This window comes from Serratia aquatilis (assembly GCF_044865145.1).
Taxonomy (GTDB): domain Bacteria; phylum Pseudomonadota; class Gammaproteobacteria; order Enterobacterales; family Enterobacteriaceae; genus Chania; species Chania aquatilis.
Window position 1 is genome coordinate 453257 of record NZ_CP173186.1, and the last position, 14904, is coordinate 468160.

Genomic DNA, 14904 nt, shown 5'->3' on the forward strand with positions numbered 1-14904 from the left:
GATCCAGTGGTCGATAACGGGAACATTGTGCGTTGACGTGGAGCTTATTTTCTCTTTGTCACAATACTGTGATCGTGGTTGCAGTCGTGCTTATTCTCGCAGGCTTCTACCTCAACACAGCAGGAACACAAACCGTGAGCTTCAACCACGCTGTGCCGTAACACAAACCCCGACTCTTGTGCGAGTTGATGTAACGTCTCTTCCACCCCTTCGGTAGTGCGCTCGGTAACCTGCCCGCAGCGATCGCAGATAAACAGAGCAGAGGTGTGCATCGGTTGTTCGAAGTGATGGCACAGTACATAGCTGTTGGCAGACTCGACACGGTGGATAAATCCTTGTTCCAGCAGAAAATCCAGAGCACGGTATACCGTAGGTGGTTTAGCTTGCGGTTCCGCCACGCGCAGCAGATCCAGCAAATCATAGGCACTGATAGCACCGGGCTGCTCAGCCATCAGGCGTAACACTTCCAGCCGTTGCGGGGTCAGTCGCACATTGCGTTGCTGACAGAGTTGTTCAGCCTGCGCGAGCAGCTTTTCCTGATTGGTTGAGCTCATAGCAAGTATCCCTAGCAAGTATCCCGGCACGCAAAGAAACCGATTTTATCATATTCAAGCGTAATCGCCGATTGTAGAATCCCAAACATTTCAGGTAGCCAGCCACTCCGCACAACAAAAATGGGTGGCTACGTCGCGAGTGCCCAGTCCGTTCGCTGGTGGCAGATTAACTTAATTCCTAAGGCTAGTGACCAACACCAAACTAAACTTTTTATAAAGCGTAAAGGGCTATAACTCGTACTGCACACCTTTGACAACCCCTATAATGACGCAGTTGCCGTTGATCGAAATGTTTGGATAGCGTGGATTTAGCGGGACCAGAAATTTTTGATGCCCATCTAGAACGAGTTTTTTTACCGTTGCTTCATCGGTACCGCCCAGGCGCGCAACAACTATCTTGCCATGGGTCGGTTCTGCGTCGGGATCAACGATAACAGTCGCCCCTTCGGGAATGGTTGGCAGCCCGTAAGGGTTGGTCATCGAATCTCCTTTAACCTCTAGCGCGAACGAGTTATTGCTAATGCGTAAGGATGTTTCAACCCATTTGCTGGTCTCACTTAAAACCTCATCCGGTCTGGATTCTGTAAATGCCCCCGCCTGTACCCAGGATATAACCGGAACTCGGAGCATTTTGGTGATCAGGGAACCTTCAAACTCGGTGCCGTACAGGATGTAATCGATGGAGGTATTGAAGTACTTTGCCAGTTTTGAAAGTGCTTCGCCACCGGGGGCATTGACGTCTTTTTCCCAATAACCGACCGCCACATCACTCACACCACAGAACTTACCCAGTGCTTTTTGCGATGTCTTCGTTACCTTTCTCAAGGCTTTGATTCTCTGTCCGATGGTATCCATTACTAATCCGCCGATGTGTAAAAACTAATTAATCTTAGTTATTGTTGACCAATGATAAATTTGTATTTATTATCTAATTTAAATTAGATTTTAGCATGTGAAGTATGAAAAGCAAAGGCATTCGGGCTGCCAATAGCTGTGCTGTGGTGGTTTTCGCCATTCACACCACCTCTATTGCCGCTCTGCGGCTTAAGCCTTTTGATTGGTTAGTGGCGCTCGGCGCAATTGTGTACTGTGGGGTAAGGTAATGAGAGATATGTACGATGTGTTGTCTCGGTGGGGGGTATGGGCCAGGGAAAATAGCGGTATTGATTACCCATCTATTGCCGCCGGTTTTAAAGGTCTGCTGCCGCCTAAGCCCTGCGGCAAGCAATCATGCTCTGATGATGATGGTCTGATTATTGATGGCTGCGTGGCACGATTGAAGAAGTACAAACCCGACGAGTATGACCTTATCGTTTGGCATCACATCCATGGGGTGTCATTACGCAGAATAGCCAGCAAACGTAAGTGTTCAGATGGAACCGTCAGGAAGGAAATGCAGACCGCAGAAGGGTTCATCGGCGGGTGTCTGGCGATGTTAGATGTAAAACTCGATTTTTAATGGTCGAAGTAACCTCAGCCAGATCGCGTGGCTACATGACGATGCTTGCTCGATAATGATTTCAATCTCTTCAGTTATAAAATTCAAAGAGTTACTCCTCTATCTTTCAAGTTATAGCCTGGTTACATCACTTGGCCCGTCCCGGGCCTTGTCGTTTTCGTGGTCCCTTCATTGATACTAAAATCTTCAGATCTAACTTATCTTTAATTTACTGGTTTTTCAGTTAATTAGTAAAAATATAAAGTTTTCTTAGTTTTTTGCTAACGCGTACGCAAAAAGTATTGTAGTCTGATAAAAGTGGTTACGCAGTCAGTCGCTAACAGGATAAAGCAGTATCACTTTAATTTTTAAAAGCTCACTTCGGTGGGCTTTTTTCATTTGTGCGCCCGGCGTTCGTCAGGCGGCGAACAAAGGAGAACGAATATGACAGAACCAGTTACTGCCACAACGGTAGCGGGAACAACCGCGGCGAGCGGAACAGTAACGAGCATTGCGATATTGACCTTTTTTGCCGGATTACCGGCTGACGTTGTGTTGGGGGCGTTTGCAGGGGCGATCCTGTTTGTGGTCTCCGCTTCAGAGTATGGCATCCGTTCCCGCTTGGTGCTGGCGATAGGTAGCTTTACCGCTGGCTTGACCATGTACAAACCGGCCGCTGCCTGGATTGTTGATTTCCTTCCGGCAGGATACGACCGGGGGGCGGATGCCGCAGGCGCATTACTGGCGGCGGGTTGTGCGATCCGCGTATTGATAATGATCAACGGCGGTGGGCTTCTAAAGAAAAAAGGGGGCGACGATGTCGCTTCATGATGCCGAGACATTTATTAATGCTGTTGTATGTACAGTCACGTTTGTTCGTCTGTTTCTGTTTAACCGCAACGGTGCCGAATTTGCTCTTTGGGGTGGCTTGCTGGCCTGGGGGCTGATGTTCGCCACTGGCTCGGTATCTATTCGCATCCTGTTGGGAGCGTATGAGGGGACGACAGACCCGGCTGAATTATTTATTAACGTTGTCCTCTGTCTGCTCGTCTTGTGCGCGAAGGGCAACGTAGTAAAGCTCTTCAAGGTAAATTCAAGGTAATCCGAATGACACAAGATCAATTTCAAAGGGCGGCTGGTATCAGCGCCGGGTTAGCAACGCGCTGGTTTCCGCATGTTGAGGCCACCTTCAACGCGTTCAGCATCGCCACTCCGATCGAGCAGGCAATGTTTATCGCCCAGATAGGACATGAATCGGCCGGGTTTACTGCCTCAGTCGAGTCATTTAATTACAGCCAACGGTCGCTAAAGACGACGTTCGGACATCGGCTATCGCCAGATCAGATTGCCATGTTGGGCCGACAAGCCGGTGAAAAATCAGTGCCGCTCAATCGCCAGAAGGCCATTGCCAACTTGGTATACGGCGGGCGCATGGGGAACAAGGCTCCGGGCGACGGCTGGCGCTATCGTGGACGCGGCCCAATGCAACTGACCGGATTGGATAACTACCGGGCATGTAGCACCGGTCTAAAGCTGGATTTAGTCGGGCAGCCTGAGTTATTGGAGCTGGATATTCACGCTATGCACTCTGCCGGATGGTTTTGGCAGTCGCGTAATTGCGGTAAATGTGCCCGCGATATTGAGTGTGTGACGCGGCTGATTAATGGGGGGCTGAATGGCATTGATGACCGCAAGGCTCGATTTGAACTGGCAAAAAAGGTGCTGGTAGGAAATACCGCCTGAAGGTGAACCAGAGTGAGCAGACATGCTCAATAATCAGTAAAAACAGGTGATTAAGCGATGACTATTCATACCTCAATTCGAAACGTTTTATTGCAGGCACTAAAGAAAACGCTCACCGGTGCCACTCTATTTGATGGTCGCCCGGCATTGGTGGATGTAACAGATTTACCGGCTGTTGCAGTTTACCTGACAGAGGCTAAATCAACCGGGGAGTATCTCGATGGCGATCGTTGGCAGGCAGTATTGCACGTTGAGATTTTCTTGAAATCATCCAGCCCTGACTCAGCGCTGGACGCATGGATGGAAAAGGAGATTTACCCGGCCATGCAGAATATATCGGCACTCGATGGGTTAATCGAAAGCCTGAAACCAATGGGCTACAACTACCGCCGCGATGAAGAGACCCCAACCTGGGGTTCTGCTGATTTGCTGCATTCAATTACCTACATTCAGTAAAAAACCATTTCTATACCCAAAAAAATTCGAGTTGCTTGTAGGCGCCCACTGAGTGAAGCCCTAGGAGCATAGATAAACTATGTGACTAGGGTTAACGAAGGCAGCTAACACCCAAGCAACTTGAAGTATGAAGGGGATATCACCCGACCGCCATCTTGGCGGTTTTTTATGCTTGGAGAAATACTATGACCAGTAACTACGAAAAATCACAAGGTACGATTTTCAGCATCTCTGCTGCAGAGGTTGCCAGTGTGGAACAGTCGGGGATCACCTGGCTCAGTGCCTCATGTTCAACCAAAGAACTCAGCTTTACCGGGGGGCAGAAAGACGACATTGACGTCACCACTCTATGCTCGACCGAGAAAGAAATGACCAACGGTTTATCAGCGCCAGCGGAAATGACGATTAGCCGCAACTGGACGGCATATGAAGAAGCGCAGCGTTCACTGATGGAGGCTTATAACACCGATACCCGCCGTGCGGTGCGCGTTATTTTTCCGTCAGGCAACGGTTACCTGTACCTGGCTGAAGTACGCCAGAACAGTTGGACGGCAGGGGTCAGCGGTGTCGTTTCTGCCTCCTACACGCTACGGATTATTGGCAAACCGATTGAAGTCTTTTCTGTCAACATTCCGGTAACCGGCGTGCTGTTGAATAAAACTACCGCCAAGTTGTCGGTGGGCAATAGTGAAACGCTGGTGCCCACCATTGCACCTGGATCTGCCACCAATCGCGCGGTTACCTGGAGCTCTTCCGACGCAGCAAAAGTCATGGTGAATTCGGCAGGCAAGATCACCGCGATGGCAGCGGGCAGTGCCACCATCACCGTAAAAACCAACGACCACGCTAAAACCGCAACCTGTGTTGTGACCGTCACGGCTTGATAAAGGGTTATATCTAATGGCAAAAATTGATTTAAGGGCGCTAATCTCTGCGCCGATGGCCGGGTTTCGTACCAAAGAGGTTTGCGTGGCCGAGTGGGGAGGCGCAAAAGTGATCCTGCGCGAGCCTTCGCAGCAGGCCTGGGGACTATGGCGCGATATTATAACGCCGGTGCCTGCTGAAGAGGGGAAAGAGCCAGCAAAACTGTCCATCTCGGAAGAGACACAACGCAACCTGCGTGCTGATGCGTTGCTGTTTACTCAGGTGCTACTGGATGAGAAGTTTCAACCGGTGTTTCTGCAGGAGAATATTGATCAGGTCATCGATTTTTATGGCCCTGTTCATGCCCGCCTCCTCAGTCAGGCGATTGAACTGCAGACCTCGATTGAGGAAGCAGCAAAAAAGCCCGCGAGCCAGAAACCCAATTCCTGATGAAGCTGGCGCTTCGTTTGGGCAGGACTCTGGGCGAATTGCAGCAGAGCATGAGCGTGAGCGAACTGCGGCTGTGGGTGGAGTTTGACAAAATCAACCCGATCGGTGATGAGCGTAGTGACTACCACGCAGCGCAGATTACTGCAGCAACCTATAACGCTCAGGGTGGCAAAGTCGATCTCGCGGACGCCTTAATCAAATGGAGCGAACAGGAAGAGGAAGACGAGTGGGCTGATATTGAGGCCCGCTTCAAGCAACTGGCTCGGTAACCACCCGCTTCGGCGGGTTTTTTTATGAGGTAATTATGTCAACAGATCTTGGCAAACCAATTGATGATTTTTCTGCCGGGTTAGTATCACTTCAATCTGAAATCATCAAAGCAACACGCTTGACTACTGATTACGTTAACGCCCTCGTACAAGGTAGTCGGAAGCTTGAAAGTGCATCGTCACAAAGCCAACTGGCAATGGTGGGTGTCAGCAGCCAGTTAGTGAGTGTTCGTAGCACCGCAATGGCGGTGGTAGAGGCCCTTACTCCGGGCGACCTGACTAAACTTACAGCGCAGTTGGGCGATGTTAGCGCCCGCTTAAAATTTGCATCAATGTCCACAGTGGAGTTTTCACGCTCCCAATCCATGCTGATGGTGCAAGACACGCCGCGTGGCAAAGAGGTTAACCCGGCTAAGGATAATGGTGTAGGCGTGACCCCCACCCAGGCTGATGGGAAAAAAACGGCAGAAGACCCTAAGGAAGACCAAGGCTGGTTGGGTGGGTTAAGCAAAGGCCTGGGGGATTGGGCTAAAACTGCCTCGAACTACTCTGAGCAAGTGGCAGCAGCGGGAAAGAACGCGATGGGCGGTATGGTAAATAACATTGCGGAAATGTTAAATGGCAACAAGGGCACATGGCGAGAATGGGCAAGCAGTGTTGCAGGGGCTATCGGAAAAATCATGCTCAATATGGCCATCGTAGAATCGATCAAAGGGATGGGATCATTCCTGTCTGGTTTTGGAGGGGGCTTAGGGAAAGTCGGCGACTTTTTCTCTAGTGTAGTGCCCCACGCTAAAGGCGGCGTTTATGACTCGCCAAGCCTTAGTGCCTTCAGCAACGGTATCGTTTCTTCTCCGACTTATTTTGCCTTTGCCAAAGGTATGGGCCTGATGGGGGAAGCCGGGCCGGAAGCCATTATGCCGTTAACGCGTGCCGCTGATGGTTCGCTGGGGGTTCGCGCTGTCGGTGGCAGGCAGACAAGTCTGGCAAGTGCGGGTGGTGGAGCGCCGATCGTTACTATCAATATTGATAGCAACGGGGGCGTGGCTACCTCTGCACCTTCAGGGTTTGAGCAATTCGGCAGTGAGATCGGTGCGTTTGTTGATAACCGTTACCGGGCATTGATTGGTAGCGACTTAGGCCAAGGCGGCAGGATCGCCAGGGCAATAAAAGGGGGACGATAATGGCACTGGAAACATTTACCCATCCAGCTCGCGTTAACCCTGTTGGTGAGCACACTTTCCGCGTTCGTGAGGTGCAGTTTGGCGACGGTTATAAGCAGCGCGTCGGCGATGGGCTAAACAGTGAATCCCAAAACTGGCCGATGACCTTTACCGGTAACTGGCAGCGCATCAACGAAATCAGGGGCTTTTTTAAACGGCACGCGGGATATAAGGCCTTTAAGTGGACAACGCCCCATTTTGAACAGGGGTTGTACACCTGCAAAACCTATCAGGTGACGGCGATGGGTAACAACTCATGCGGTGAGCCGATGTATCAACTCGCGGCCACGTTCGAAACCGCCTTCCATCCTTAGGAAATCATCATGTCTATTAAAACCGATCACCAGGTATTAGAACCTGGGAGCAAAGTGCGCCTGTTTGACGTTGACGGCAGTCAGTACGGTGGGCCGGTCTTGTACTTTCACGGACACGCTATTCCATATACCCCTGAAGAGCTGGAAAAGGCCGACGATCCGGCCAAGTTGCCAGCAAAATCGATTTGGTGGGCAGGGCGAGAGTACAAGCCGTGGCCGGTGCAAATTGAAGGGTTGGAGGTGACCAGCGATGGTACCGCACCCAGCCCTACGCTATCCGTGGGGAATATCGACGGTACGGTAGGTTCAATGTGCCTGGCCTATCAGAACCTGGCACTGTTCAAGGTCACCATCCGCGACACTTACGCTCATTATCTTGACGCCAGAAACTTTCCAGAGGGCAACCCCAACGCCGATCCGACACAGGAAAAGGTCAACGTCTGGTATATCGACCGGAAACTCACCGGCACAAGCACCGTGATTCAGTTTGCGCTGTCTTCCCCCGCCGATCTGCAAGGTATCGTGATCCCGACCCGGCAGATCCACAGCCTTTGTAGCTGGTGCATGCGTGGCCAGTATCGCGGTGCATCCTGTGGATACACCGGAACCCGGTATTTTGATGTTGATGGTAAGCCTGTCAGTGACCCGTCGAAAGACGTTTGCTCGGGGTTGCTTTCTACAGGCTGTGAACCGCGTTGGGGGAAAGGTAACCCGCTACCATTTGGCGGCTTTCCTGGCTCAGCGTTATTGAAGAGGTAGCCATGAGAAAGCATATTGCCTCCGCCATTATGGCGCATGCGAAAGCGGCATACCCACAGGAGTGTTGTGGCTTGGTGGTACAAAACGGTCGCCGCCAACGCTATCTGCGCTGCCGTAATACGGCACTGGAGCCCAACGAACAGTTTAGCCTGCATCCCGAGGACTTCGCCGCTGCTGAGGATGCTGGGACCATTGTAGCTATTGTACATAGCCATCCCGATGCGACCACACAACCTAGCCAGTTAGATCTTGCCCAGTGTGATGTGTCACAACTGCCTTGGGTGATCGTGAGTTGGCCAGAAGGTGATATCAGAACCATCACGCCGATAGTGGGGGTTAAGCCGCTGCTTGGCCGCCCGTTCGTTCATGGCGTTTGGGACTGCTATGCCATTGTGCGCGATTGGTATCAGCTTGAGCGCGGCGTGACGTTGCCAAACTTTACCCGCGAGGATGGATGGTGGAACCGCGGCGAGAACCTTTATATGCAGCACTACGCTGAAGCGGGTTTTGTTCCGGCGAACGGCGATCCCCAGATCGGCGACGTTATTATTATGCAGGTGCGGGCCGATGAGCCGAATCATGCGGGGGTGTATATCGGCGATGGCGTGATGCTCCACCATATGTATGGTCAACTGAGCACCAGAGTACCCTATGGCGGATATTGGCAAGATAGGACGATAATTACTCTGCGCTTCAATGCCAGCGGGTAGTGTGCCTTTAGCCTTTTAGCCCCAGCCGAATAACAAAGATGCCCCTCTGCGGAGGGTTTTTTATTGGAGAGAATATGGCAATTACAACCCACAAATATCGCACAGTGAGGCTCTACGGTGTGCTCGGCTCAACATTTGGCCGGGTTCATAGGCTGGTGGTATCCACACCACGAGAGGCTATCAGGGCGCTATCTGTCACTATTCCTGGATTTGAACGGTTTTTGCAAACGGCAAAGGAACGTGGCCTGACGTTTTCAGTTTTTATCGGGAAACGAAATATTGATCGTGATGAACTGGAATTTCAGGGGAGTGATGATATCAGGATCGCCCCGGTAATCATTGGCAGCAAGCAAGGAGGGGTATTTCAAACAATTCTTGGGGCTGTATTAGTTGCCGCAGCAATTATTTCTGGACCATATGGATTGAGCATCTTAACAGCAGACACAGCATGGATTATGGGATTAAGTGGAGCATCTACGATGCTGGGCGGCGTGGTACAAATGCTCTCCCCTATGCCGGGTGGTTTAGCGATGCGTGAAAGCCCGGAGAATAAGCCTTCATACGCGTTTGGTGGCCCGGTTAACACCATTGCCCAGGGTAATCCGGTGCCAATCCTGTACGGAAAGCGCAGGATCGGTGGGGCTATCATATCTGCGGGTGTTTACGCTGAAGATCAGCAGTAAATAATTCGACAATTCCATCGACCAGCTACGGCTGGTTTTTTTACGCCTGGAGAAAAGCAATGTCAGTAATCGAAGGTCGCAAGGGTGGCAGCAGTAGCCCCAGCACCCCCACGGAATCCCCCGACTCCCTACAGTCCACCTCTTATGCCAAAATCCTGCTGGCACTGGGGGAGGGTGAATTCGCCGGAGGCCTGGACGGTAAGAGTATCTTTCTTGATGGCACGCCAATCATCGGCCCGGACGGGAAAGAAAATTTTCCTGGCGTGAAATGGGAGTTCCGCCCCGGTACGCCAGACCAGACCTATATACCCGGTATGCCAAACGTCGAGAATGAGATCTCGGTCGGTAGCGAATTGACGCACTCTAACCCTTGGGTTCGGTCTTTGACCAATACCCAGCTTTCTGCCATTCGGTTACGTTGCTCGTGGCAGCAATTACAGCAACAGCTTGATAACGGCGACGTGGTGGGTTATCGCATTGAATACGCTATCGATGTAGCAACCGACGGCGGTACTTACAAGGAGCTATTGCGAACCGCTGTTGATGGTAAGACCACGACAAAGTACGAGCGTAGCCACCGCATCAATCTACCGAAAGCAACCATTGGCTGGCAGATCCGCGTGCGGCGGTTAACGCCGAACAGTGCTAGCAATCGGATTGCTGACAAAATGGTCATCGAGTCCATTACTGAGCTGATTGACGTCAAGCTGCGTTATCCAGAAACCGCTTTGCTGTACGTTGAGTTCGATGCCAAACAGTTTCAAAACATCCCGCAGATCGCCTGTGAACCTAAGGGCAGCGTGCTCCGCGTCCCGACCACCTACGACCCGATTGCCCGCACCTATAGCGGCGTATGGGATGGCAGCTTTAAATGGGCCTGGACGAATAACCCGGCATGGGTGTTTTACGATCTGCTGATTAACGATCGTTACAGCATCGGCACCCGCGTAGGTGCTGAAAATCTGGCTCTGACAAAATGGGATCTGTATTCCATCGCGCAATACTGCGATCAGTTAGTGCCTGATGGACGTGGTGGGAACGGAAAGGAGCCGCGCTTCCTGTGCGATGTCTACATTCAATCGCAGGAAGAGGCCTGGACGGTGCTGCGCGACGTCGCCAATATTTTTCGCGGCATGACCTATTGGGCTAACAATAGCATGAATGTTTTGGCCGATATGCCGCGCGATCTGGACTACACCTACACCCGCGCCAACGTTAAAAATGGGCAGTTTACCGATGCCAGCGCCAGCGAGAAAACGCATTACAGCGTAGCGATGGTGAGTTGGAGTGACCCGGAAAACGGCTATCAGGATGCAGTAGAACCAGTCTTTGACAATAACCTGATCAAACGTTACCAGGTCAAACAGGCGGATTTAGCGGCCATCGGCTGCACCCGACAGACCGAAGCGAGCAGGCGGGGCAAGTGGTTACTGCTGACCAATGAAAAAGACCGGGTGATCAGTTTCACTGTCGGCGCGGATGGCAATATCCCGCTACCGGGCTGGATCATTGGCGTGGCGGATGAGGCTTTTGCCGGCAGACCGCTCGGCGGGCGTATCAGTGCGGTGTCTGGCCGCAGTATCACGCTGGATCGGGAGTCCTCGGCAAAAGTGGGTGAACGCTTGATCGTTAACCTACCGAGCGGAAAATCACAGGCGCGCACAATACAATCGGTTAATGGCCCGGTGGTCACGGTTACGGCGAGCTACAGTGAAACGCCAGTGGCCGAATGCGTGTGGGCCGTCGACGCTTCGGATCTCGCCATTCAACTGTTCCGCGTCACTGGAATTACAGAAAGCGAGGATGGAGTATCGTTCGATATTACCGCCATCGAGCACGATCCGAATAAATACGCTCGTATCGATAGCGGCGCACGTATCGAAGAGCGCCCAATCTCGGTGATACCGCCCGGTGTCCAGGCCCCGCCGACCAACGTCAGGATCGGCGAGCAATCGGCGATAATTCAAGGGCTGGCGGTGTCCACGCTTGCTGTCACGTGGGGCCGGGCAGAAAACGCGATAGCCTATGAAACCGAATGGCGGCGGGATAATGGCAACTGGATCCCCGGCCCGCGTGTGTCTACGTTGGGCTTTGAGGTACAGGGTATTTATGCTGGTCGCTATCAGGCCCGCGTACGAGCGATAAACCCGGCTGAGATTTCAAGCGTGTGGGCCAATGCACCGGAAGCGGTTTTGAAGGGAAAGATCGGCGAACCGCCAGCGCTGGCTAGCTTCACTACAGAAAGCCAGGTATTTGGCATTGCCCTGAATTGGGCATTCCCATCAGGGGCGGAAGATACCCAGCGTACGGAAATCTGGTATAGCCGCAGTGCGAATGGCGCGGGGGCATTGCATTTAGGCGATTATGCCTATCCGCAGCATGGCTACACCATGACAGGCCTCGCCGCTGGCGTGAACTTCTGGTTCCGGGCAAGGTTGGTTGACAAGCTTGGCAATACGGGACCGTGGACGGCGTGGACGCAAGGTGTATCGAGTAATCAGGCCGATGAGATCCTCGACTACCTCACTGGGCAGATCACCGAAACACAGCTCGGTAAAGACCTGCTAAAACCGATTGAAGACGCCAGCAAGCTGAAAGATATGTGGGCTGTCAAGGTGGGTAAAACCGTAGACGGTAAGCAATATCTCGCCGGTATTGGTGTCGGGGTTGAGAATACCCCTTCTGGAATGCAGAGTCAGGTATTGTTTCTTGCCAGCAGGTTCGCATTTTTAAACACTGTAAACGGAGTGGTCTCAACGCCATTTGCTATAGATGGTGGGCAGACATTTATTAATTCTGCTTTCATCAAAGATGGGACGATTACAACGGCAAAAATCGCACAGCAGATACAATCAACGAATTACATCAATGGTACGACTGGGTGGGCTATCAACAGTCAAACTGGAAATGCACAGTTTAATCAGGTTTCAGTGCGCGGGAATGTTTATGCTGATAGTGGGTATTTTAAAGGGGCAATATACGCCGATTCTGGATATTTTAGAGGTGATATAACAGGTTCGAATGGGACATTTAGCGGAACCGTATATGCCGAAAAAATATTAGGTGATGTTGTTTCTTCTGGTGTATGGAGTGGGATTAAGCTTGTAGGTGTAAATGCTTCAACACATAGATTTTTCCATGGTGGACTCCCTTACGCGTCAGTGGTAGTTGTCCCGTACACATCAATTAAATTAACTGGAGGAGCATCGGGTACGGGTAGTGTATATATAAATGTTAATGGGGTTGAATATTTTAGGGATGTGGCAAGTTTTACAGGAGTCGGATATGAGGGGGCGATTATTATTGACGTTCCTCCTTATGGAACTCTTGATGTTGAATTTGGAATAACTGGAGCCGAACGAGGACGGACGTGGTCTGGTGGGGATATGTCAGTAATTGCATTCCGCAAAGCTAATAACCGATTTTCTTGATTAACAATTCATTCTAAAAATCACGTACCCGCTTCGGCGGGTTTTTTATTGGAGAGTAAAAGTATGACAGTAATTAGTGGTGTATTAAAAGGGCCAATGGGCGACGCGCGTGTAGGTGTAGTTATTGAATTACGCGCAGTCAAAACGTCAGCAACGGTAGTTAATCAGGCGCGCTCACAATCTGTGACTAATGCAACGGGTCACTACTCGCTGAATGTAGAACCTGGCGCATATGATGTAATGATCACTGCCAGCGGCCGCCAGCCTGAGCGCGTAGGCGGTATTCAGGTGATGGTAAACTCAGCTGCAGGAACGTTAAACGACTTCCTCAGCATTCCAGGCGAAACCGATCTTAACCCCGCTATTGTTGAAACTGTAGATAATATGCGAGCGGAGGCGGCGAAATCAGCGGCGTCGGCGAAAGCGGATGCGGCCATAGCATCAGCAGCAGTAACAGATACGCTAAATACAGCCACCACAGTAACTCAAACTGTAGCAAGTGCAGTCGAGTTTAAGAAAAACATTACATCAACTGGCGATCAACAAATGAGAGCCGCAGAGAATACTCCAAATGTTTTATTGCGATTTCGTGATGAACATGATGTCGAAACGGGTGCTCTCTATGCGCAAACTGATACTGGAGTAATGAATATCCGTTGGGGCGGCACAGCATTTGTAATACAAGGTCGTTCTGATGGTTTTGTAACCATGCCAAAAGGAACAATCACAGCATCAGCTCTATCAACCCCAGCCGCTGTTTCTGGTGCTGTTACAACAATAGGAACCGCGCCACTTACATTTAGAGGTGCAGACGCGGCAAACTTTGATGTACCAAATAACTATAGTATTGGTACTCCAAATGGTTTTTCCATTGTAACGACGTATCCAGATTCTTCAGCAGTAACGCAGGGTAAGCCTGCATTTTATGTAAATGCTCGCAGTGGTATTACTTATTCACTGAATGGCTTTGGTGGTAAATTATTAAACTTTACTGCTGATTCTGAATTTTATGATTGGATAAAAAACGCAAACACAGGATCTCAGTTTTTTAGAAACATTGGTATAGGCTCAACCGCAGCACCTGCATTTTCATGCGGTATTTTATCAAAGGTTGCAGATAGCCATATGGCTATTGTTGGCAACTATAGCACTGGTGTTTCACAGGTGATTGTTACAACAGGAAACGCTACCGCAAGTAGAACACACTCCCTTTGGACAGATAAAAACACCACGGTAGACGCCAACGGCTTTATCAAAAAGGCTTCTCCAATCGTCAAGCTATTCAGCGATGGCAATTGCGAACTTAACGATCAAAGCCAAGGCGTAACAACCGAGCGCATTAGTGAGGGGGTTTACCGTATCTCCGGTACGCTTGGTTTTAACGCTGATGCAGAATGGGGCGGTGTTGATGGTGGTATCGAGATACCAACAGACCGTAACAAGCTGCCGCTGGTGTGGGTTGATTACGAAGTCGATGAAACCGGTGATTTGCTGATTAAGACTTTCCACCGCATCAACGCAACGGCTCCGAAGTTTGCCCAGAACGTTAAGGCGGGTTATGAAGAGGGGCAGCCGATCGATATCCCTGTAGGCCGCTGGATTGATCTGCGCGTTGAGATGCCTGGCGTGGAAGAGCCGGAGTTTATTCCACAACCAGAACCTGAGGTTACGCCAGATAGCGGCGAAGAGTCCGCTACGGAATAACCCCCGGAGTAACCACAATGCCGGGAGAAATCCCGGCACATTGAATATTGGATTTACCTGCTTGCCCTACGCCCAAGGTACAGTATTCACGCTTTGTACCAGCGGCACGCGGTCTTTTTTCTATGTTATAATCGATTATCCAGATCCCTTAGTTGGTTTCCAGGTTCCCGCGAGGATGGGACTGACAAAGAGAAAATATATTGCTTGGTTACCGAATGCCCCAGAATAAATCAACTCAAGATCCCGCCAGCGCGGGCGCTACGCCTGACAGTCAGCGTAAATACGCCGCCAACCGTTTTTCCATCG

At 50.9% G+C, this 14904-nt stretch carries 17 protein-coding genes and 1 pseudogene; 16 read left to right on the forward strand and 2 right to left on the reverse strand.

Features of this window, described 5'->3' with window-relative positions; genetic code table 11:
- Positions 1 to 44 precede the first annotated feature (44 nt).
- Positions 45 to 554 carry a zinc uptake transcriptional repressor Zur gene (zur, locus tag SAQUA_RS02000; protein WP_380677276.1) on the reverse strand — a complete coding sequence of 170 codons (510 nt, stop codon included), beginning with the start codon at positions 552 to 554 and terminating at the stop codon, positions 45 to 47.
- Positions 555 to 782: 228 nt separating this feature from the next.
- Positions 783 to 1409, reverse strand: a complete 627-nt coding sequence (locus SAQUA_RS02005; protein ID WP_380677278.1) for a LexA family protein — start codon at positions 1407 to 1409, stop codon at positions 783 to 785.
- A 247-nt stretch (positions 1410 to 1656) separates the two neighbouring features.
- Between SAQUA_RS02005 and SAQUA_RS02010 the strand changes: the two genes are divergently transcribed.
- The 16 genes and pseudogenes from SAQUA_RS02010 to SAQUA_RS02085 all read left to right on the forward strand — a co-directional run bounded on the left by SAQUA_RS02010 (position 1657) and on the right by SAQUA_RS02085 (position 14598).
- Positions 1657 to 2013 carry an antiterminator Q family protein gene (locus tag SAQUA_RS02010; RefSeq protein WP_380677280.1) on the forward strand — a complete coding sequence of 119 codons (357 nt, stop codon included), beginning with the start codon at positions 1657 to 1659 and terminating at the stop codon, positions 2011 to 2013.
- A 423-nt stretch (positions 2014 to 2436) separates the two neighbouring features.
- Positions 2437 to 2823, forward strand: coding sequence for a putative holin (locus tag SAQUA_RS02015; protein ID WP_380677282.1), 387 nt, complete (start codon positions 2437 to 2439; stop codon positions 2821 to 2823).
- Complete coding sequence (locus SAQUA_RS02020) at positions 2810 to 3094, forward strand: phage holin family protein (protein WP_380677284.1); 285 nt, start codon at positions 2810 to 2812, stop codon at positions 3092 to 3094. Before SAQUA_RS02015 ends, SAQUA_RS02020 begins: the two co-directional genes overlap by 14 nt.
- 5 nt (positions 3095 to 3099) lie before the next feature.
- The gene (locus SAQUA_RS02025; RefSeq protein ID WP_380677286.1) at positions 3100 to 3735 is read left to right on the forward strand and encodes a glycoside hydrolase family 19 protein; all 636 of its coding nucleotides are present in this window, start codon (positions 3100 to 3102) and stop codon (positions 3733 to 3735) included.
- 57 nt (positions 3736 to 3792) lie between these two features.
- A complete protein-coding gene (gpU, locus tag SAQUA_RS02030) occupies positions 3793 to 4191 on the forward strand; it encodes a phage tail terminator protein (RefSeq protein WP_380677288.1) in 399 nt (132 codons plus the stop codon).
- Positions 4192 to 4376: 185 nt separating this feature from the next.
- A pseudogene (locus SAQUA_RS02035) lies at positions 4377 to 4814 on the forward strand (phage tail protein); the annotation flags it as partial.
- Positions 4815 to 4868: 54 nt separating this feature from the next.
- The gene (locus tag SAQUA_RS02040) at positions 4869 to 5075 is read left to right on the forward strand and encodes an Ig domain-containing protein (protein ID WP_404413194.1); all 207 of its coding nucleotides are present in this window, start codon (positions 4869 to 4871) and stop codon (positions 5073 to 5075) included.
- Positions 5076 to 5091: 16 nt separating this feature from the next.
- On the forward strand, positions 5092 to 5505 hold the full coding sequence (locus SAQUA_RS02045) for a phage tail assembly chaperone (protein ID WP_380677290.1): 414 nt from the start codon (positions 5092 to 5094) through the stop codon (positions 5503 to 5505).
- Positions 5505 to 5774, forward strand: a complete 270-nt coding sequence (locus tag SAQUA_RS02050) for a DUF4035 domain-containing protein (RefSeq protein WP_380677292.1) — start codon at positions 5505 to 5507, stop codon at positions 5772 to 5774. Before SAQUA_RS02045 ends, SAQUA_RS02050 begins: the two co-directional genes overlap by 1 nt.
- 35 nt (positions 5775 to 5809) lie before the next feature.
- Positions 5810 to 6958 (forward strand): phage tail tape measure protein, encoded by a 1149-nt coding sequence (locus SAQUA_RS02055; RefSeq protein WP_380677294.1) that lies wholly within the window; start codon positions 5810 to 5812, stop codon positions 6956 to 6958.
- A complete protein-coding gene (locus tag SAQUA_RS02060) occupies positions 6958 to 7311 on the forward strand; it encodes a phage tail protein (RefSeq protein WP_380677296.1) in 354 nt (117 codons plus the stop codon). Before SAQUA_RS02055 ends, SAQUA_RS02060 begins: the two co-directional genes overlap by 1 nt.
- Before the next feature lie 9 nt (positions 7312 to 7320).
- Complete coding sequence (locus SAQUA_RS02065) at positions 7321 to 8070, forward strand: phage minor tail protein L (protein ID WP_380677298.1); 750 nt, start codon at positions 7321 to 7323, stop codon at positions 8068 to 8070.
- Positions 8071 to 8072: 2 nt separating this feature from the next.
- On the forward strand, positions 8073 to 8780 hold the full coding sequence (locus tag SAQUA_RS02070) for a C40 family peptidase (RefSeq protein WP_380677300.1): 708 nt from the start codon (positions 8073 to 8075) through the stop codon (positions 8778 to 8780).
- A gap of 74 nt (positions 8781 to 8854) precedes the next feature.
- Positions 8855 to 9463, forward strand: a complete 609-nt coding sequence (locus SAQUA_RS02075; protein WP_380677302.1) for a tail assembly protein — start codon at positions 8855 to 8857, stop codon at positions 9461 to 9463.
- 59 nt (positions 9464 to 9522) lie between these two features.
- Positions 9523 to 12894, forward strand: a complete 3372-nt coding sequence (locus tag SAQUA_RS02080; protein ID WP_380677304.1) for a host specificity protein J — start codon at positions 9523 to 9525, stop codon at positions 12892 to 12894.
- Positions 12895 to 12957: 63 nt separating this feature from the next.
- Complete coding sequence (locus SAQUA_RS02085) at positions 12958 to 14598, forward strand: prophage tail fiber N-terminal domain-containing protein (protein WP_380677306.1); 1641 nt, start codon at positions 12958 to 12960, stop codon at positions 14596 to 14598.
- Positions 14599 to 14904 lie beyond the last annotated feature (306 nt).